Genomic DNA, 21896 nt, shown 5'->3' with positions numbered 1-21896 from the left:
TAACAGATGAATGAAACAAAAAGAAAACTGGATTTTTTTTATGAATTTATGGATGCTGTAGAGCAAAAAGGTCGGATTTTGGGGAGTAGGCAAACACCTTTTTTACAAGAAGTTTTACCATATATTAATAGTGATGATGAGCCAGCAATTATATTCTTTGGAAAAAAAGAATTCAAAATTCAATTGAATGGTTATTTATATCAAGAAGATACAAATACATTAAATCTGTATGTAGTAGAGTATAAGCCATATTTAGAAGTAGAAGATGAATTACCTGAAACAAGTATGACAGCATTAAAAGAGTACGCTAATATGGCAAAGCGTTTTTTTACAAATGCACAAGCTATTTTGCAAAAGGCAGATCGTTCAATGGAATATTATGATGTTACTAAAATGATTATAGATAATAAAGATTCAATTGAAGAAATAAATATTTACGTAGTCACAAGTAAGTTTTATGCTTCTAATAAACCGATTGATTTAACAATCACAGGTGTTGAAACTGTAAATGTGCATGTTTGGGATATGGATCGTATTTTCAAACTTTCCGAAGCGGAGCAAGGTATTAAAGAATTTGATATTCATTTTAAAACTGAATATCAGTATGATCTGCAAATGATGCGTGTTCCTTCTAATAATAGAAAACATGGGAAAATTGATTGTTTCATAGGTGTGATATCTGCACAGTTGTTAGCAAAACTTTATGATGATTGGGGACCAAAGTTAGTTGAACGGAATGTTCGTTCCTTCTTACAAGCACGTGGAGGTACAAATAAAGGAATTCGTGATACGCTTAAAGACTCTGAACAAAAGGAACTATTTATAGCTTACAATAATGGTATTTCTAGTGTTGCTAAAGCAGGTGATTTAGAATCGATTGGTGACACTGGATTATATCGTATAAAGACGTTGACAAGTTGGCAAATTGTAAATGGTGGTCAAACAACAGCTTCGATTCATCAGGCATACAAAACAGGTGTAGATTTAAGTGGTGTGTATGTACAAGCAAAGTTAACCATTATTAACGTACCAGAAGAAATAGAAGCTGATGATATAGATAGACATGTATTAGAGGACGATATGATCTCTAAAATTTCTGAGTATGCGAATACCCAAAATAAAATTAATAAATCGGACTTACTAGCAAATACACGTTTTATGTCGGATTTGGAAAAATTATCGCGTAATGTCTGGATTCCAACAAATGATAATCGTAAGGAAGAATCTAAATGGTATTTTGAACGTGCACGTGGTCAATACATGGTTGATATTGGAAGGCGCATCAAAGGCAAAGAACAAACGGCGTTTAAAAAAATGTATCCAAAAGAGAATGTCATTACAAAAGTAGAAATGGCTAAATACTTTATGTCTTGGGAAGGTTATCCACATATTTCAAGTAAAGGTGGAGAAGAAGCATTCAAACGCTTTATGGACATGAATAGCCAATACTGGAAGCAAAGTATGGTAAAAAATGATGAAGGCGAAGTAGCTAAAGCCATGTTAAAGCTTGATAGTGATTATTATAAAAAAATTATTGCTAAACGTATTATTAATGCTTTCGTTACTAAAGTTGTTGAGAGTATGAATTTAAAAGGTTATAAAGCAAATGTTATTTATTACTCAGTAGCAATGCTAAAATATTTATATGGTAAAGAGATTTGTTTAGAAGAAGTATGGCAATACCAAACATTATCTGATAAGTGGGAAGAAGTGATTCGTATTATTGCTAACAATGCACTGAATTATTTAAAAGAATCTGCTGGTGATCAAAATGTTACGCAATGGGCGAAAAAGGAAGATTGTTGGAGAGGCTTTATCGAAGAATCCAGCAAAGTATTGAGTAATTTAGTTTAACAAAATATATGAAATCCATCAAATGAATGTTAAATTTATATTCTAGGTTAGGATTTTTTACAGAGAGATTAGAATTAGTAATAAAAAAAGCTGAGCTCAATCAAAAAAATTGATATAGTATAGAGCTAGTTAATGAGTTGCCCCCGCATCTCATATTTTAATCAAACGTAGTCAAAAACGTAGTCAAAAATAATCTATGCCCCCGCAAGCTTTGATAAAATAACATTCCGAGACGGTTGGTTCGACTCCCGCCGTCTCCATACTGACCTTTTCATATGAGCTCAAATAAACTCATATGGACTTTCAAAACCCTTGTATATCAAGGGTTTTTTATTTTGTACAAGCAAATAAGCTCAAATAGCCACAGTGTAAAAGTTGCCAAAATAGTTGCCAAAAAGTCGCGGTTTGTGACAACTTTTTTATTTGTTTTCATCTTGTTTGATGAAGTTCAAATAATCTTTCGTACTGTCAGCAAGCGATTGACGTGTGACGTGTGTGTAAATCTTCATCGTCGTCTCGATGTCGGTATGGCCCATTCTCGTCATTACCTGTGCTGGGGTAAAACAACAATTTGTTCAAGCGTGTCGCGTATCAAAGGCGATTTTACAGGTGCTCGGCTAACTGATGAATTATTAAAGTTCAACAATGTAAACAAGTAATCTTTGATACGCTCACTTTAGCAGAACGTGATATTCGTTCGGAATACTTATTTAGTCTGAATAAAGTAGAACACCTGAAGGTTACGAATTTTAGCCTGGAAAATTTGATGTTATACTCGGACAATGCCGTGCTAGGGGCGATTCGATTTATACTAAATTCAGGATTAAAGGGTATCATTCAAATAAATGAAGTTAAGTCTTTAGTGCAAGAAAATAATGAAGTTAGACAGTGTAAGTTGAAAAGTTCTAGCAGTCAATTAGACATAACTAAACTAATTTCGACAGAATAGAGGAGTCCTATGCAATTATTTCAAAAGGCAATAGTAGATCAACAAAAATTTCAATTCCATATGAATAAGTTAAATGAGGTAGTAGAGGATTTATCTATTTTATCTTTAGAGGATATTTCTGAGCTACAGCAATTAAAAGAAAACTTCCAACTTAAAATAAATGATTTTTACAATGAAAATCGCAAGCTCAACATCTGTATTATCGGTCAAGTAAAAGCTGGCAAATCATCTTTTTTGAATACAATGATTTTCGATGGTAAGGATGTACTACCACGTGCGTCGACCCCGAAAACGGCAACACTAACAAAAATTGAATATGCAGAGCAAAACAGTATTGAGGTTTTTTATTATTCCAAGGAAGAATGGGAGCAAATTCAGGAGCGTGCGAGAAGTACATCAGAATTAGATGAATACCGTGTTGCACGCGAAATTGTAAAGCTTGCAGAGCAGCAGCAAATTAATGTTGCGGATTATTTAGTGAAAGGCTCAGAGTTAGTTGAGTTTGCGAGTGAAGAAGAGCTCATGAGTCAAATTAATGACTATGTTGGTGAAAATGGTCGTTTAACAGCTCTCGTAAAGCACGTAACGTTAAACGTTAACAATTCTTATTTAGAAGGAATTTCAATTGTTGATACTCCTGGCTTAAATGATCCAATTGCTTCAAGAACAGATAAAACAAAGCAATTTATCGAAGTGTGCGATGTGGTATTTTTCTTAAGCCGTGCGAGTCAGTTTTTAGATCAGACAGACATGGATTTGTTAACCGCCCAGTTGCCACAAAAAGGCGTCAATCGTTTAGTGTTAATTGGAAGTCGATATGATGAAGGATTGCAGGATACCATTTATGATTTTGATTCCTTAGAGGAAGCGGATGAGGATACGAAAAAAAGTTTGCGTCGTGTTGCTACGAAAAATATTAACGCCTTCATCGATCGTTTAAAGCAGCGTAATGCAAGCAAAATATTAATAAGTGTTATTGAGGAATGTGCCAGCCCTATTTTTATTTCTTCTATGGCGCACAATATGAGCAATAAAAATACCGAAAGTTATGCAAAAGATGAGCAGGTTGTTTTTGAAAACTTAAGTGAACATGATGATTTGACGAATGAGATGTTACATTATATCGGCAATATTAATGATGTGAAGAATGTATTTACAGAAGTCATCGCGCAAAAAGAACAAACATTACTTGAAAAATCTAAATCGTTCTTACCGTTAGCAGAGCAGCAGTTGCAAACAGAGCTAGAAAATGTGCTTACATTACAAAAACGTCGTTTAACAATGCTAATTGAGCACGACCAAGAAACAATCGCTAAGCAAAAGCAAGAAATGAAAACACAAATATTAAACATACAATCGGCAACGACAAGTATTTTTACAGATTTGTTTGCAAAATTAGAGGCACAAAAAACAGAAGGAAATATGGCCTTACGCCAAGCTAGTAAGGATTATTCAAATGTAGCGGAACGTACTGGGATTGAAACTGAGACACGTTCACTTACAGTTTCCACATCTAAATGGTATAATCCGTTATCTTGGGGTTCCTCTAGCACGGAATATTATACAGTTGAAACACGTTATTATTATTTAGATGTTTCCGATGCCCTTGAAAACCTGCGTAATTTTAGTGTTGATGCAGTAAATACAGTAGAACAGGCGTTTTTAGATGCGATTAGCTTTCACGAATTAAAGCGCCGTTTATTAACAACCGTTATTGAAAATTTTGATACTGGTTCTGAATTTTATGATCCCGCTTATTTTAAGTTGCTCACTGAAAAAACAATTCAAGCGATGGAGCTGCCCACTTTAAAAATCGATATCAGTCAATATTTATCTTCACTAGGAAATAGTTTTTCTGGTGAAGTACGGGATGCGAATTCCAAAGCCGAAATGAAAAATAAGCTAGCAACTTATATTAGTCAGATGTTAGATGAAATTTCATCACGTTTTACCGCAGAAGTAAAAGTTTTTAAGGGAAGCTTAGAAAAAATTGAAGCAAGCTTTACGGATGAACTTCTAAAAAATATTAATGCTGAATATGAAGTGATTTTAACTCAATTTGAAAATAAAGAAGTTGAAATTCAGAAGTTACGTGAAGCTTTGAAAATAATTGAGCAGCTTTTATATTCACAAATTACCAATTAAAGAACTTGAAATATAATAAACAAAACTACTCAATGAATTTATCATCGAGTAGTTTTTTGTTTATTACTTACTATTCTCATATTCCTTTTGTAAATACTCCATATACAAATCTGGATTCGTTTCCATCGATTCAACAGTTACATGCGTATAAACATCCATCGTCACTTTAATATCTTTATGTCCCAAACGATGCATCATTTCTTCTATAGTATATTGTCGGCTTTTCAGTCCTAACGTGCAATGCGTATGTCGTAGGCCATGAACGGTGATTCTGCGCAAATCGCAACACTCATATAGTTGAGAGAGCCATCGCCCTGCTTGTGCAGGATCAGTTAAATTGTTATCTCGATTTTGGAAAATGTATTGTTCGCGATTATTTTTTACATACTGATTTTTCATTTTTAATAAACGCTCTTGAGAAGCCTTCCATTTTTGTAGTTCTCCCAGTGTTTCGGAATCAATGCGAACTTTTCGATGCATATAGTTTTTAGTATCTTTAATATGCAGTTTCTTTTCCGTTGAATATGCTGCTGCTTTATTAACATGAATTAAACGTTTTTGAAAATCAATATCGTTCCAAGTTAATGCCATAGCTTCACCGCGTCGAATTCCTGAATGGGCTAGTACTAGGAAAAAGATATGCTGTTTTTCTGTGCAATAGTTTTTACTAGCAGCTAAAAAGTTCATGATTTCTTCTATACTATAATAATTTGAGAAAAATACATCTTCCTCGCCAGGAATCATTTTGCTTTTTGAAATATCATTCCTAGAAGGGATATACACATTTTCCATCGGATTTTCCTCAATTAACTTCATATTTGTAGCATCAGCTAAAAATGATTTGAAGTAGATTAAAATTTGCCGATGAGAAGACTCAAGTTTCTGTGTAAGCATTGTTGCAAACTGTTTGCATTTGAGTGGCGTTAAATCTTTCAACGCAACATGACCGAATGCTGGTAAAATATGATTTTTAAAGCAGTTATAAGTCTTATCATTTGTAGTGGATTGATTCTTTTTAGCAAGATAAGAAGCCCAATAAACCTCAAAGTATTCCTTAACAGTTGAGTTAGGTGTAATTTCATATTCTATTGAAGTATGCGTATTAGCAGCATTTTATTTTTACGATCAGGGTAAATCCCTAGACTCGCTTGTGCTTTAAGAAACATATAACATTCCCATGCTTTCTTTCTACTCGTAAACCCTCTACGTCTAGTACGGAAAGGCTTATCCTCTCCAGGAGGCACCCCTAAGTTAATTGCAAACTCAAATGTAATCTTACCAGTTTTACTATTGATGACTTTTTTGATTGGATCTTTCATTTTTAAATCTCCCTATTACTTCGAATGCTTTTTCATGAAATGATCTAATTCAGTTTTATTGACGCGCTTCACATTATCGATTTCTGTTACTTTAAGGCCATGGAGGCGGAAATTATAAAAAGTTCCTTGGCTAACCCCCACATATTTTGCTGCTGTTTTAAGATCCATCCATTCTGGAGCATCCTCCAAAATTACTGACACGGTTCAATACTATATAAAGCGTGCAACAACAAATATGTATAAGCTGCAACGCACACGTTATAAAGATCAAGATGAAATATTAAAGTACGAAACGATTCGCACAAAATTTACGTTCCACTCATTTAGAAAAGCTTATGCATTTAAGCGGTTGTTACATTATGTAGAAACATTTAAAAGCTTTGCCGCTGTAAGGGATTGGCAAGACGAGATATTTGAAAGAAGCCCTAACACATTCCACAAAATTAATTCACTGTATAACCGCACGAACAAACATCGCAAAGGAAAAGGTACGAAAAAACGTGAATTAAAACTAGAGGAATATGCAATCTTTGCAGCAAGTGTCGATTTGGGACACGGGCGTAACGATGTAATTGGGCAGTTTTATGCGGATTTAGATGCGGTGAAAAAATATCAGGCAAAGCAATTAAAATAAAATTTGTTGAGTGGAAATTGAATTTAATTATAAGGAAATGAATTATGAAGAAAAAATATCGATGAAAATGAAATTTAAATCACAGAAAAGGATTTAAATTTCATTTTTTTATGGGTTTTTTAAAATTAATTCGGTGATTTGAATTATTTTGGATTATTAGTGTTTTGAAAATTAATTTTGAGATTCTCATACTTTTATCGGACGTACGAATCAGCTTGATTAAAATGTTTCAAAAGTACCTTTCAAATAAAAATAAAGAGAAAATAGGTATAATAAAAGGTTTCCAAACCCATTTTCTAACATTTCATCAAACATAGTAACACTATATGTTAAAATTAATAACGGGAATAATCTGAAATAAATATATAAAACACATAATAGATGCCTTTGAGTTATTTTGTAGTTTTGAAAAAGAAGATTTGAAAAATTTTTAAGCATATCGAAAGGATGGAGAAATTATGGCGAATGAAAATGCTAACTTTAGTATAAAAAATAAGATAAACGAGGACTTGCCGGAATCTTTTAATTTCGATGAGTTAGAAGAAAAACTTCAAGGTCAATTAGAAGAAGAACTTACTGAGATGAAGTTTTTAGCAGAAGAAAAAGAAAAAATCGGAAATCCAGATAACCTTGGCAATGTCGTTATGGATGTTGTATGGGAACAGTTTTTAAATCAAATTGCTGTTACGGCGGGAGAAGATTTCATCAAGGAGAATAATGGACTTCATCTTGATTTACGTAATGAAGCACATATTCAAACTTCTGAGAATTTTGCTAAAGGTAAAATAGCTACACACAACCATATAAGCAAAGAGCAATTGGAGCAAAACTACGATAGATTTAAGAACAAGTCTCATAAAGAATTTCGTAATGAACATGTAAACCCTGGGATGGATGCTACCTTAAAAAGAGCAGGTAATTTAAAGAAGGAAGGAATTGACACAGTTACAGACATATATACTGGAAGACAGATTCCAACTGATACAAAATTAGAAAATGGAAAAAATAATCCTAAGGCTGCCCAAAGAGAGCATGTTAAGCCATCAGCAGAGTTATACAAAAATCCATCACTTCAAATGGCAAATAGCGATAAAGAATTAGCTGATATAATTAATAATCCTGAAAACCTGCAAGGATATACAACGGCTGAGAGAAATAATAGAAAAAGCGATAAGTCATCAGGTGAGATGAACGAAAAAGATAAAACTAAACATCATGAAAAAGCAGACAAGAGAGCTGAAGAATACGTTAAGAAAAAAGAAAAAGAGGGAGAAGATCGTTTAAAGAAAGAAGGACGTCAAACCCAAAAAGAAGAAGCATTTCGCATTGGTGGCAAAGCTCTTCGTGCAGTTCTTATGCAGTTACTCGCTGAATTTATTCGTGAAATTATTGCTAAGTTGGTTAAATGGTTTAAGTCTACTAAAAAAACATTAGACAGCCTAGTAAATAGCTTGAAAGAAGCTATTCATGTATTTGTCGGGAAGATGAAAACCCATCTGATTAATGCGGGAAATACAGTGTTTTCGACCGTAGCCACAGCTATCATGGGACCTGTTTTTGGGACAATCAAAAAGGTTTGGATGTTATTGAAACAAGGGTGGGGTTCGCTTAAAAATGCTGTTAATTATATTAAGGATCCTGCTAATAAAGGTAAGCCGGTAAGTACCTTAATGCTAGAAGTTGGCAAGATTATTATGGCTGGATTAACGGGTGTGGGTTCTTTGATGTTAGGTGAAGTAATAGAGAAAAGTTTAATGGCCATTCCGATTTTTGCGTTTGAAATTCCGTTGCTTGGTAGTTTGGCAAACATATTGGGGATTTTCCTTGGAGCTGTTGTTGCAGGTATAATTGGTGCGATTGCAATCAATCTACTTGACAAGTTGATAGCTAAAAAACAAAAGAAAGAAGTGCAAGAGGCCACAATAAACAAAGGAAATGAAATTCTAAGCATCCAAGCTCAGCAGAAGATAATATCAGAAGCTATTTTAGAGGATGATAAAGCAATGGTTCAAACGAATATTTTAAATCGCCATGATGGCGCAGCCAAGACAATGTCGGAGTCATTTACAAATATAATGGAAGATTTTGTTGATATTTCTAATGACAATGCTAGTCTTGTAATTGATGAAAAGGACATAGAAACAAACCGTACCATTGATAAAGTAAGTGATGACTTAGATAAACTACTTGATGACTTATGATACAAAGGAAAATGATGAGAAAATAACTGTGTCAAATATTGTTGAATCTGATAATAACATTAGTAAATTGAATATAGTTTCAAATGAAATTAGATGATTTACTTAAATAGGAGCTAAGAGATGAATGAAATAGTAATCAAAAAACAAAATTTTGAGTTGGCTAAAAATCGCTTAAAGGAATTTTCAGAGAAAAAAGAAGCGGAGTTAAAAATTGATAAGGTAAGGACAGACGGCGGTTTTTTAGGATTGGGCGACCACAAGGTCACTGGATATGAACTAAATAATCGAATGGAAACTATCCAAAAGCATTTAATTGATATCAATTCAACAAATAATAAAACTATCAAAGAATTTCGTGAAATATATAATGCTCTGGATGCTCTTGATAAAGATTATATGGCTAGTATTGTTGCGTCTGTGAAAGCTATAGAAAAAACAAGCAATGATGTTAAAACCCAACAAGGAGTGTTGAATCAACACAATAACAAACTACAAGAGCAACAAAATAAATTGGATGCACACCAAAGCCAAATTATTAAAAATGTTGATAATATAAACAAGACTGTTCGGGTGTTAAAATCATTCAAAGAAAAACTCGATGGGCTTAAACATCTTACGGATATAGATAAAATTTGGTCTGATTGTAAAACCATTCACCATGAAGTCCGTATTTTATCCGATTCACTTTCTATGTCTATTAAAGCTGCTAACGCAAATATTCAAGGAAATGTAAAAAAAGTTGAAACTCTTAGAAATGCATCAACAATTGCTGAAAAGAAAATCGAGGCTTTGTTTAAGCAGTCAAATGATTTGATTGAAAAGTTAGATTCTCTTACCGCTTTTACAACAGAATTAGAGCAAATCACTCACTTGAGAGATATTGATGAAATGTGGGAGGCATTATCTTCCGTTCATATTTCTATTCGCAATATTGGTGGCGAGCTAGATTCGATTCAGGAGATAGTGAACCAAAATAGTGAGGCTATTAACAGTTGGCTTATTTTTATGGAAAGACTGTCTGAGCTTGAACATTTGATGGACGTAGATGAAATATGGGGGAAAATAGAAGACTATCAACTTCGTATAAAAGAAGTGGAACATGCAAGCAAATTTCACACAAATAAATTGGATGAATTAGTGCAAGCAGATGTTAGGATTCTTGAACGTATCGATTCGAATGTGGGTGCCATCAATCATTTGGAGGAATACAAAGAGAAATTAAGTGGTATCGCCCATTTAGAAGATGTAGATAGAATGTGGAAGTCTGTTGAAGAACATACAACTCAGTTTCTTGAAAGTGAAAAAAGGGATGAAGGACTTGCTACTGCTATTCAGAAAAATAAGGAAGAAGTAGATGCGAAAATTGCAGATGCGATGAATACAACCAATGTTGCTGTGGAATCTTTAACAAAAAGGCTAAAATATGCGTATTTGATTGCAGGAAGTTCTGCAGGGCTTGCAATTATTGAGTTGATTTTGCTTCTTACAAAGGTGATATGATGGACAAGTACAGTCAGTTACTAATAAATAATGCATCAAAATTGGATGCTATTACCGATGCTTGTGGTGAAATCACAAAGTTGGCTACTGTGATTGTGGAAGAAAACAGCAAAGTAGCTACGATTGCACTTCTTAAAAAAATTTCGGAAGTTGTTGATAATCAAAAATATAAGATTGAGGTTAAACACGCTGCACGGATGGTTAATTCTAGTCTGATTGAGTTTTATGGTTATTCAACCATACAAGGCATTTGCAAACCAACTTCTGAAGTTGACGAGGATACAAGAACACTTCAAGATTTGTTAGATGAACTGAATGCTCTTGTGGGCTTGGAAAAAGTAAAAAATAAAGTTCAAGATTTGATTATATATCAGAAGGTTCAAAGTATGCGCAGGGAGAAAAATCTTCATTCGGTAAAAAATACATTACACCTTGCCTTTACCGGAAATCCTGGAACAGGAAAAACAACAGTGGCTAGAATTGTAGGTAGAATTTATAAGCAAATAGGCTTGCTTTCAAAAGGACACTTTGTTGAGGTTTCAAGAACAGATTTAATTGCTGGATATCAGGGACAGACAGCACTCAAGGTGAAAAAAGTAATCGAACAAGCAAAAGGCGGTGTCTTATTTATTGATGAAGCCTATAGTATCACAGAAAATGACCAATCTGACTCTTATGGAAGAGAATGTTTGACAGAACTAACGAAGGCTTTAGAGGACTACAGAGAAGATCTAGTTGTGATTGTTGCAGGATACACGGAGCCTATGAATAAATTTTTTGAGTCTAATCCAGGCTTAAAATCTCGATTCAATACTTTTATAGAATTTGAGGATTACAGTGTAAATGAACTGGACAAGATACTGATTTCTACTTGTAAGAACAATGATTATACTTTGGATAACGAAGTAAAAGAAAAAATACATTTGTATTTTGAACTGCAGACAGCATCAAAGGATGAAACCTTTGCAAATGGTAGGTTGGTTAGAAATCTCTATGATGATTTGGTTATGAATCATGCAAGACGAGTGATAAATATCACTGATCCAGTGTATGAAGAATTGTCTACGATTACAGCGGAGGACTTTTCATTCATGATCGATGAGATTGAGGGCAGCTGAATGTTTCTAAAAAATGCTCAGAAAAAGATATGGCAGTGGATTTGTTTAAGCAACAATTAAAATTTTTAAGATATTCAGTTTATCCTGTCGAGCCATAGTGAAGTGATTACATAGTAAGAGTTAGATAATGTTTAACTTGTTTATTCAAATATTGCTTTTAACTAAAATATATTATCTTGAATTTAACAAGTAGATATCTTCTTTAATATTTTGCTAACGAAGATGTTCAAATAAGTCACTTATTTGATAAATGAAATTCAATTTTATAGCCATCAGTAGGTTAATACGATATTCCTCTCGATAGGATATTGGATTTATTTACTGATGACATTTATTATAATCAACAGCCGCCAGAAAAATTATTCTAGCGGCTGTTTTCTTTTTAAATTTTCAATATCGATATTTTGAAAGTATCGGCTCACAAAGAATTGATCTAAAGATAATCCCATGGCTCCAGCAATTAAATAAATTGATTGCACTGTTGGATTCTTCACACTACCTTTTAAAATCCCATTCACCGTTGATTGAGTTAGACCCGCGCGTCGTGCTAATTCAGACGTATTTAAGCCATTTTCTTGCATTAAATCAATCATTCGTTGACGTATTGCTTCTTGCATTGTCATTTCATCACATCCTAAATCATAAAAACAAAAAATTCTAGTTTAAGTTTATTCGTTTGTTAATTTTATCGCATTTATTCTTCAAATAAAAGAAAGAGTAGTATTTCGATTAAACTATGCGTATCACAAATGTATATTTTAACGCTTTATAGTTAAAATATTCGAAAGGGTGTTTTGAAATGAGTTTATTTGAAAAGATGTTAAAACAAAATCCTCACTTAGAGGAAAATAAAAAAGTAGTTTTTGAAATTGAAGCTGCTTTTAACAAAGTGAAAAATGAAAGTATTTTGTTGAAGGGCTATGTACAATCGGGCAAAACGGCAACTTATCTTTTAACAGCTGCAAAAATGATGGATGAAGGGGTAGATTATTTAACGATTTTTACAAAAAATATTAATGATCTTTCAGAGCAAACAAAAAAACGTACAGAAAATGAATTTGATGAAGATGTGGAAATTATTGATCTAGACGGACCTAACGTCAATATCGCTCGTTATCAAATTAAGCAAAAAGCAATTTTTGTTTTAAAGAAAAATCCTACTTCTTTTGAGAAACTGAATAAGCTAGTAGATAAATTCCCTGAAATGCAGGAGAAGAAATGGCTCATTATCGATGATGAAGCGGATTTTTATTCAGTAGGATACAACAAACGTTCAAAAGGAACAGAGGAATACTTTAAAAAGATTTGTCGAGAGCTATTATTGCTGCGAAAAAAATTAACTTACTCGAAATATTTAGCGGTAACAGCGACACCTGTATCGCTTTACTTCTCGAATTATTGGATGATTCGACCTGAAAAGACGATCCTTTTACCGGCGCATTCAAAATATTTAGGGGCAGAGGAATTATTTTTATCGGATAGTTCAAAGATGAAACGTATTCGTGAAAACTTTGTTACGGATGATGAATTCCGCTATGTGATGAACTACGATCCGCGCGTGGATACGGATGTTACGAAGAGTTTCCCTAAATTAATGCAGGCATTGATTGATTTCGTAATTAGCGGCATCTTATTGAATAAAGCAAGCGATGAAGAAAAGTTAAAACACTATTCAATGCTGATTCATATTGAAACAACGAAGAAAGCACACGCTAAACAAAAGGATATTATTGAAGCAATTCAAAATATGTTAATTGAAAAGTTTAAATCGCAAGAGAAGAAATTCATGGAGAAGTTAAGCGAACAATTTAATCATTTATTAGAAGGTATGGATACGAAACCAGACATTAATTTAGAACAATTACTGCCATTAGTTTTGAAGGCTCTTGAGGATGAAATGAAAATCACTGTTATTAATAGTAATAACAAGCAACGTCCTAGCACTGATAAGTACGGTAATATTAAAAATGTCGTACCATTTTCGATTTACATTGGTGCTTATGCAGTCGATCGTGGTGTTACATTCCCTAATTTGATTTCATTCATTTTTGGACGTGCAAGTAAAACGGTGAATTTTGATAGTAGTATGCAGCAACTGCGAATTCTTGGAGCACGTCCAAAATCAGATTTAGCATGTACGCGAATTTATTGTACAGAGCAATCATTGGAAGTTTGGCAAATGTTTGCCGAAATCGATAAAGAATTTAATAAAAATCTTGCGCTACTTGATAAGGCAAATAAATTAGCGAGCAAGACGCATTTAGGTAATCAAATGTCGTATTTAATTCCTGCTACAACAATTAAAGGAACGCGTTTATGTGCGGCCAATAAGGTAGAAGGTTTAATGAACCATTTTACGTCTTCATCTCGTATTCTGCCTAAAGGTTTTACACCGCTTAAAGAAAAAGCATACTTAGTAGATGAAACACTGCAATTGTTAGAGGAACATCATAAAAATGCTGTGCAAAAAACGCATGAAAAAATAACGTATTGGGAAATCACTACGGAAGCAGCTCAAGAGCTAGTACTAAAAAGTTTCGAGGCTATTCACTCAGATAAAGTTAATTTACTACATATATTAGAAAACAGTTTATTTATGCTTGATTGGCTGAAAACTAAAGGGCGTGAAAAAGTACTATTAATGGAACGCTATAATCGTAAACGTAAGCTAATCCGCGCTGACGGTAAATATGACGATGCCCCTGATTCAGGTAAAGGCGGGGACTTTGATCAGGCAAAAGAGATTGGCGAATTTTATCCTGTATTAATGATGCTTCATCAAGACGGTAGTGAAGCAGCTGGAGTACCTTATTTCTGGCCTGTGCTGGTAATGCCACAAGAAATGCCGATGAATATCAGTTATGTGAAAGAGAAATAAACAAATTCTAAAGCCTTAAGTGACGTTTTATTGTCACTTAAAGCTTTTTGTTTAGATAAAGTTGAGTATTGTTTTGTCTTTTATTGAGACGTTATTTTAAAAACGAGTGAATATAATCCTTGAAGTTCGTAAAGCAATCGCGTTAACAATGGAAATACAGAGCTACTTATTTGTTCGAAGTTTGAAAAGATGTGTGTGAATAACGTACAAATTTTTAAAATATAAGGACCTTGTAATGTAGTCAATAAGTTATCCAATTAATTATCTATATGTAGGCAAATATTGATAATGTTAGATTTAAATGATTGTTTCGGATGCAAAAAATAAAAGGATGAACTTTATATAACAGATTACGTTGAAGATTTTCGACCAAGTAAGTATTGTGAAGATTGTTTAGTTAAGCTAGCTAAATAAGAGTTTTATGATGTGGCAGTAACGTGTATTTGTGGAGGGGACGAATGTTTTGAATGTCCTGAATAAAGATGGAGTTGTATGTTATATGTGTGAAGAAAAAAGTTAATAGGATTATATGTCATTCAACCTGATGAAATAGTTGCTCAAGTGTTCCTCCAGACGAATTAGAACTCGAATATGTTTATGACTGAGATTATATATTTTATTCTCGTAGAGAAAACTCTAGATTATATCAAACTATATAAATATCAAATCAAATATTACTAAATAAAGGATAACAGGTAGAAAAATTTCGGATGATTTGTTACACTCTATTGTGATAAAGTATAAAATTTTTAGAGGTGAAATATGAACGAAATGATAAATGATAATTGGATAGGGCTAGCTGAAGCAGCAGATTATCTGGGTGTGAAAAAAGAAACAATTCGAGGCTGGATAAAAAAGACTGATATCCCAGCTCATCAAATAGGCAAATTATGGAAATTTAAAAGAAGTGAATTAGACGAATGGGTTAAAAGTGGAAAGAGTGCTTTATAAAAATAGACATAAAAGGGCGATACAAGAATGGTAATTAATGATGCATTGAGGTTAACTTATTCGTATTTACAAGCAACATATGAGCAAAATGAAGTAGTAGAGATATATGAAGAACTAAAAAAAATAGTAGGAGTGGATGAATTTTTCATTGATACTCAAGATTACAATTCACTAATTTCATATGATGAAATTCAGAATACACTTTCAAAAATAAATGAAAAAGAATCTATCAGAAAAAAGAAAGGTGTTTATTATACACCAAATGATGTTGTACAATTTATTCTCACTAACAGTATAAAAGCAATATATGGAAAATTAAAACCTGAAAATATTCATGATAATAATTTAAACGAAATTCCTTATCTATCTTTTTGTACTAAAAAAACAATTTTTGACCCTACTTGTGGTGCTGGAGAATATTTACTTGCTGCTTTAAATTTAAAGTTAGATTTATTAGATTCGAACCAAATAAATGTGACTAAAGGTATTTTAACTAAAACGGTATCTACAATATGTGGGAATGATGTGAATATTGAATCAGTGATTATTTCCAAAATCCGTTTATTTCTTTGTACACTGAAGAGATATGGAATAAAAAAGTGTAAGGGGTTGGCTTCAGTACTTAATGAAGGATTTAAGTCTTATGATTTTGTGACACAAAAGCCAAACGTTAATGTAAAGTACCATATAATAGTTGGAAATCCACCTTATGTTGAAGATTTTAAGAGTGGCTTGATTCTGGAAGAGAAATATGGGAATATTTATGCTAATGCACTGAAAAACGCTACAGAACATTTAGAACAAAATGGTAGTATGGGTTTTGTTATTCCTTTATCATATATTGCTACTCCAAGAATGCAGAAAATACGAAATGATTTATTTAATGTTGTTACTGAACAATATATATTGAGTTATGCAGATAGACCGGATTGTTTATTTAATTCGGTTCATCAAAAACTGTGTATTTTGATTGGTAAAAATAAAAAAACAAGTAAGCGAATTTTTACAGGAAATTATAAATTTTGGTATAAAGATGAGCGAGATAAATTATTTGAGCAGACTCAAGTAATTAAAAATAAATATTCTACAGAAGGTTTTATACCTAAATTGGGAACTGAAATGGATTGCTATATTTATGAGAAAGTTCTTAATTCAGATAATAGAGTTTCTATTTATGCAATTTCTAGAACTGGAACAGAAAGTGTTTATGTTAACAGAAGAGAAACATTTTGGATGAAAGCATATAGGAAACCTATTATTGATCCGGAATATAAGAAATTTAGCTTTGAAACATCTGGAGAAGCTGATTATTGTTATTGTCTTATTAATTCATCTCTATTTTGGTGGTATTGGATATGTACATCTGATTGTTGGCATGTGAGTAAAGATTTAAATGGATTTGTGGCTCCAATGATTAAAGATTACACAGTTGCTACAAGACTTGCACAATCTTTAATAAGGAAATTGGAAGAAACAAAAGTATATGTTGGTACAAAGCAGACAGAATATGAATATAAGCATAGAGATTGTGTAAAAGAAATTCATGCAATTGATGATTACATTAATGATTTATTTGGATTGACTGCGGAAGAAAGCACATATATTAAAAATTTTGCATATCGATACAGAACTAGTGGAGGAGCAAATATAAATGAAAGTTGTTGATTTATTCGCCGGATGTGGTGGATTATCACATGGTTTTATAGCAAATGGTTTTACAGTCGAAAAGGCTGTTGAGTTTGATGCATCTATTGCAAACACTTATAAGAAGAATCATTCGGAAGTAGATCTTATAATAGATGATATAAAAAATATAGATAACTCAGGTTTTTTTAAGTTGGGTGATGCAGATGTAATCATCGGTGGACCACCATGTCAAGGTTTTTCGATGGCAGGAGCTAGAATAAGACAAGGGTTTATCGATGATCCTAGAAACTATTTATTTAAGCATTATTTTAATGTTGTGAAAGAAGTAAAACCAAAAATTTTTGTAATGGAAAATGTTAAGGGTATGCTAACAATGCAAAACGGAATGATATTTGAAGAAATTATGAATATTTTTTCAAATGCAGATATGCTAGATGGGCAGCCTTATCAATTATTTTACCGTGTAGTAAGAACTGTGGAGTTTGGCATCCCTCAAAAGAGAGAAAGACTTATTATTATAGGTACAACAATAGAAAATGTTGAATTCGATGAATTATGGGAGCGAACAAAAGATGAAATAAGGAGAGATATACCTTCGTTTTTTAATCTTGTTTCAATTGATGATGCAATTGGAAATTTACCAGAGGTAACAAGCGATGGAAAAATAGCTAATCCTATTCCTCAAACTGAATATCAAAAATATCTTGCTTGTGATTTGGAAATAATAGAAAATCATACTCAAACAAAACATTCAGATATTGTTAACGAGAGGATAAAACAAGTAAAAAGTGGTGAGAATTTTACTGTTTTAGATGAGGAAATAAATTCTGTTCATAGTGGTTCTTACGGAAGGTTGAGTTGGAATGAGCAAGCACCAACAATTACAACGAGATTTGATACACCAGCCGGTGGAAGGTTTATTCATCCTACAGCGAATAGAACTTTGACCCCAAGAGAAGCTGCAAGGATTCAAAGTTTTCCTGATGATTTTGTTTTTTATGGTGCTAAAAGATTAATTAGTAAACAAATTGGAAATGCAGTTCCACCTAAGCTATCTTACTTCCTAGCACGTTTAACCAAAAATATTTTAAGTTTTGAACAATAGTATAATTCTATAAAATATTCGTTCCAAATGTGAAGTATTATATTTTATAAATTATTACATTTATTAAAAGTAGAATTTTAGTTCTATTAAAGTTTCGGAGCGTCGGTCAATTAATTTTCGAACAGAAAGTTAAAAAGTCTGACGCTCTTTTATGTTTTTATTATATTTTTTCGTTATTATGGATATTTTATATGTGTATACCATGATGTATGAGATAATAATGTTTAGTTAAACAATAAAAGTTTTGTATATTATTTCAACTTTTTGAAATAGTATTTATTAGTTATTATAAAAGAGAAAACGTATAAATTTTAATAAGTGAAGACATTGGATTTGGTCAACAACTTTTGTGAATCAGGGACATTTTGGGTATACATATTCCTGTAAATTTATTTGTGATTTACGTCGTTCGATATAGAGCCTATATAGGGAGGATTTCATCTTATGGAGCTAAGTGAGAAGTATAGATGGCTTGAATGTCTATCATACTGAAATCTTCACCCAAACGAAAATGTTCGGAATATTACGTCTCTATAAATGGACGTTTTATACATTTCCTTAATGGCCAATCTCAAACACGTTGTTTAAATTTCAGAAAAGGTTTCTTTTCTTATCTGAAGCTCTTTTTTACAAAATGCTAATTTAGGAGTGCTATTTAAATGAAAAACATATTGATCAAAGGAAGCCCTGGAACTGGAAAGACCTTTTTGGCAAGGGCTATGGCATTTTATTTATGTCATGAAAAGTTGAAAATAGATGATTTTTCTGGTATGGATATTTATTCTGATTTAGAGTCTATCAATAAATTTGTGGAAAGTGAATATTGCGAATTCATTCAAGTTCACCCCTCTATGAGCTACGAGGACATTGTTTATGGAATTGAAATCAAAGCTAATGGGAGTATAGATTTTTCGTATACTGAAAGACGTATTAAGGAATTATGTGATAGGGCAACCGGTAAATCAGAATTATATTGTATTATTTTTGATGATATTTATAGAACTAATGCCAGCGTATTATTAGGTAATCTTTTATACGCAATGGAGTATCGAAATCAATCCGTTGAGTTAATTGATGGTAATACAATTTGTATCCCAGAAAATGTGGTAATTATTTTTACCGAATGTAAACAAATATATAGTAATAGTCTCGATTATGCACTTCGAAGAAGAATGGATTATGCAATAGAACTGAGTTCAGATAGGACATTGCTTGAAGCGTACTATGATAGTGTACTTAGTTTAAATGAAAAAAAGATTGTTTTAGATGTTTATGATAATGTTAGAAACTATCTAATGAGAAATATAATGCAAGATTCAGATAAAAAAGTTGAAGATTATATACCGGGACACGGCATGTTTATGGTAGATCGTTCAGGAACAGCTTATTTAATACTTGATAAGATAAAGCAAATATTGATTTATCAATTATTTCCTTACCTATCATATTTACATTCGAGCGGAATCCTAAGTGGTAATCTGGAGTCTTTTTTTGATGCGACAAAAAATAAGATAAATACTGGGATTAGTTCATTAAACAACATAGCAGATATAAAAAAAGTATTTGTCAACTCAGGTAGTGTAGTTACTCCATTTTCATTATTAGATAGCAAAAACTACTATACATCAACAATTATACCTAATGATTGCAGAGAACATAGGGGAATATTGGAATGTGTTATTGATGCCATAATTCTGAATGGGATACTACCTTATGATGTAGCTTATTCTGCATTATTAACAAATACTAGTGTCGCGAGTGTTGAGAGTAGTACGAGTCCAACAGAGTATGCAGCATATATAGTAAAAGAAAAAAGTGCTGATAAATTTTTATATCAAACAGCGAGAAGTAGTACGACCAAAAGATCACCTCACAGTTATTATTCTAGAACATCCGCTAGAAATACACGTTGGTCTGCTCATAAGGATACGATTGCATATTCATTTTCTTATAAGGATGGTACAAAGGATGAAGTATACTTTCCGTTAAATGGATTTAGAAGTCATAATTATTCTAATAATACACCTATAATACATCCAAAAAGTAATGCGGCAAATATATATCCTGCAGTTTATAGATTATTAGATTCCTATTTAAGGATTTATGAGACCAATATATCTTTAATTATGGGAAGTTCTAAAAGTTATAAAGACTTGAACAATCTGATTTCTCTAGAAATAAAATATTTAATGGCATTACATAGAGAATTAAAAAAATACAAAGGTGATTCAGATAAATTAAAGTTTTTTGGAAGTAAAATCATAATGCTTCAAACACTATGGAACTCAGTGGGCAGTGATATTTTTGTTGATGAAGTGAAATATAATAATTTAGTAAGTGGAAAAACAGTATTTACAATAGATGCATATGAAGATATGTACAACTATTCAGCGAGAACAAGAAAGATATTAACACTTAAAGGAGTAATTAAAATGACAGATTTAAAAGAATATCAGAATATTATGGAGAATATTGGGGTTCGTCAGATGATTTTTCAAGGACCGCCTGGAACGTCAAAAACTTTTGAAAGTAAGAAATTTGTATTAAAACAGTTGGATGCAACAGCTCCGGCTCTTTCAAAAACATGTATTTCTCAAGAAGATGTCTCAAATGATTTAATCCAATATAAACTTACTGCGAAGGATTATGATGATCCATCTAGTTCTTCGAAGTTAAATACCGGAGGATGGGATTTAGTTCAATTTCATCCTTCATATGGATATGAAGATTTTATTAGGGGAATAGAAGTAAAGGCAGCTGGTGGTTCTCCTTCATATGTAAGCGTAAATAGAATACTTGGGAAAATAGCTGAGTTTGCACAAATTGCAGCCAAAAGTAGTAGTACAGATGAACCCAAGTTTTATTTAATTATAGACGAAATTAATCGTGCCAACTTAGCGACTGTTTTCGGAGAACTAATTTATGGATTAGAATATAGAAATAGTAGCGTATCAACTCCTTATGAAGTAAATGATAAAGCTAGTGGAACAACAACAAAAGATATTGTTTTAGGGAAAAACTTATTTATTATTGGCACAATGAATACTGCAGATAAATCTATCGATTCAATAGACTATGCTATTAGAAGAAGATTTATATTTATTGATAGCCCCGCTGACCGTAATGTAGTAATACAATGTTATCAAAATGTATCAGGCAAGACTGATGAAGATTCTATTGAATTATTATTGTTTGATGCAGTTCAGGCGATTTTTGAAGATGAAAGATTTTTCAACGATGAATATCAAAAAAGTGATGTAAAATTGGGGCATACTTATTTTTTACGAGGTAATTCAATAGCGTATAGAGAAGTCATTATCGAACGATTTGTATTTCAAGTGGTTCCTATATTACGAGAATATATTAAAGATGGAATTCTAGATTCGATTGAGGACCTGGTTTCTATTGAAAATTCAGTTACAGATATTAAGGCTACACTGGATAGAGAAAATCAAATTAAACTTCTTGCCCAAAATATTATGCTGTATATAAAGGAATTTGGTAATGCCAATAAGAATGGAAATATTATTAACAATGAGTACATTGGTAAATTTATAGAGAATCTATGTATTGAATTTAAGTATTAAGGGGGGAG

At 32.4% G+C, this 21896-nt stretch carries 15 protein-coding genes and 1 pseudogene; 11 read left to right on the top strand and 5 right to left on the bottom strand.

Annotated elements, in window-relative coordinates; translation table 11 throughout:
* The first annotated feature begins 6 nt into the window (after positions 1 to 6).
* Positions 7 to 1854 carry an AIPR family protein gene (locus JIN86_RS18925; protein WP_202342605.1) on the top strand — a complete coding sequence of 616 codons (1848 nt, stop codon included), beginning with the start codon at positions 7 to 9 and terminating at the stop codon, positions 1852 to 1854.
* Between the two features lie 958 nt (positions 1855 to 2812).
* The gene (locus JIN86_RS18920; RefSeq protein ID WP_202342604.1) at positions 2813 to 4948 is read left to right on the top strand and encodes a dynamin family protein; all 2136 of its coding nucleotides are present in this window, start codon (positions 2813 to 2815) and stop codon (positions 4946 to 4948) included.
* 63 nt (positions 4949 to 5011) lie between these two features.
* Here JIN86_RS18920 and JIN86_RS18915 read toward each other — a convergent pair whose 3' ends face one another.
* From JIN86_RS18915 to JIN86_RS18900, 4 genes and pseudogenes are all read right to left on the bottom strand, one after another.
* Positions 5012 to 5842, bottom strand: a complete 831-nt coding sequence (locus JIN86_RS18915; RefSeq protein ID WP_202342603.1) for a site-specific integrase — start codon at positions 5840 to 5842, stop codon at positions 5012 to 5014.
* A gap of 15 nt (positions 5843 to 5857) precedes the next feature.
* A pseudogene (locus JIN86_RS24000) lies at positions 5858 to 6025 on the bottom strand (tyrosine-type recombinase/integrase); the annotation flags it as partial.
* 8 nt (positions 6026 to 6033) lie between these two features.
* On the bottom strand, positions 6034 to 6267 hold the full coding sequence (locus tag JIN86_RS18905; protein ID WP_202342602.1) for a hypothetical protein: 234 nt from the start codon (positions 6265 to 6267) through the stop codon (positions 6034 to 6036).
* 15 nt (positions 6268 to 6282) lie between these two features.
* Positions 6283 to 6435 carry a MerR family transcriptional regulator gene (locus JIN86_RS18900; protein ID WP_202342601.1) on the bottom strand — a complete coding sequence of 51 codons (153 nt, stop codon included), beginning with the start codon at positions 6433 to 6435 and terminating at the stop codon, positions 6283 to 6285.
* A gap of 67 nt (positions 6436 to 6502) precedes the next feature.
* On the opposite strand from JIN86_RS18900, the gene JIN86_RS18895 reads away from it, so the two are divergent.
* The 4 genes from JIN86_RS18895 to JIN86_RS18880 all read left to right on the top strand — a co-directional run bounded on the left by JIN86_RS18895 (position 6503) and on the right by JIN86_RS18880 (position 11720).
* On the top strand, positions 6503 to 6901 hold the full coding sequence (locus JIN86_RS18895) for a hypothetical protein (protein WP_202342600.1): 399 nt from the start codon (positions 6503 to 6505) through the stop codon (positions 6899 to 6901).
* A 458-nt stretch (positions 6902 to 7359) separates the two neighbouring features.
* Complete coding sequence (locus JIN86_RS18890) at positions 7360 to 9102, top strand: AI-2E family transporter (RefSeq protein WP_202342599.1); 1743 nt, start codon at positions 7360 to 7362, stop codon at positions 9100 to 9102.
* 120 nt (positions 9103 to 9222) lie between these two features.
* Positions 9223 to 10602: a coiled-coil domain-containing protein gene (locus JIN86_RS18885; protein ID WP_202342598.1), complete on the top strand. Its 1380-nt coding sequence runs from the start codon at positions 9223 to 9225 to the stop codon at positions 10600 to 10602.
* Positions 10602 to 11720: an AAA family ATPase gene (locus tag JIN86_RS18880; protein ID WP_202342597.1), complete on the top strand. Its 1119-nt coding sequence runs from the start codon at positions 10602 to 10604 to the stop codon at positions 11718 to 11720. The genes JIN86_RS18885 and JIN86_RS18880 overlap by 1 nt, the downstream gene beginning before the upstream one ends.
* A gap of 359 nt (positions 11721 to 12079) precedes the next feature.
* On the opposite strand, the gene JIN86_RS18875 is transcribed toward JIN86_RS18880, so the two are convergent.
* Positions 12080 to 12343 carry a helix-turn-helix domain-containing protein gene (locus JIN86_RS18875; protein WP_202342596.1) on the bottom strand — a complete coding sequence of 88 codons (264 nt, stop codon included), beginning with the start codon at positions 12341 to 12343 and terminating at the stop codon, positions 12080 to 12082.
* Positions 12344 to 12519: 176 nt separating this feature from the next.
* On the opposite strand from JIN86_RS18875, the gene JIN86_RS18870 reads away from it, so the two are divergent.
* From JIN86_RS18870 to JIN86_RS18850, 5 genes are all read left to right on the top strand, one after another.
* Entirely contained in the window at positions 12520 to 14598 is a 2079-nt protein-coding gene (locus JIN86_RS18870; protein ID WP_202342595.1) for a Z1 domain-containing protein, read from the top strand.
* Between the two features lie 762 nt (positions 14599 to 15360).
* Positions 15361 to 15549: a helix-turn-helix domain-containing protein gene (locus tag JIN86_RS18865; RefSeq protein WP_202342594.1), complete on the top strand. Its 189-nt coding sequence runs from the start codon at positions 15361 to 15363 to the stop codon at positions 15547 to 15549.
* A gap of 27 nt (positions 15550 to 15576) precedes the next feature.
* The gene (locus JIN86_RS18860) at positions 15577 to 17214 is read left to right on the top strand and encodes an N-6 DNA methylase (protein ID WP_202342593.1); all 1638 of its coding nucleotides are present in this window, start codon (positions 15577 to 15579) and stop codon (positions 17212 to 17214) included.
* A complete protein-coding gene (locus JIN86_RS18855) occupies positions 17201 to 18301 on the top strand; it encodes a DNA cytosine methyltransferase (RefSeq protein WP_202342592.1) in 1101 nt (366 codons plus the stop codon). Before JIN86_RS18860 ends, JIN86_RS18855 begins: the two co-directional genes overlap by 14 nt.
* A 659-nt stretch (positions 18302 to 18960) precedes the next feature.
* Positions 18961 to 21888, top strand: coding sequence for an AAA family ATPase (locus JIN86_RS18850; RefSeq protein WP_202342591.1), 2928 nt, complete (start codon positions 18961 to 18963; stop codon positions 21886 to 21888).
* Positions 21889 to 21896 lie beyond the last annotated feature (8 nt).

Source organism: Lysinibacillus sp. HST-98 (genome assembly GCF_016757845.1).
GTDB classification, from domain to species: Bacteria; Bacillota; Bacilli; order Bacillales_A; family Planococcaceae; genus Lysinibacillus; species Lysinibacillus capsici.
This window is presented reverse-complemented; position numbering and strand designations above follow the sequence as displayed.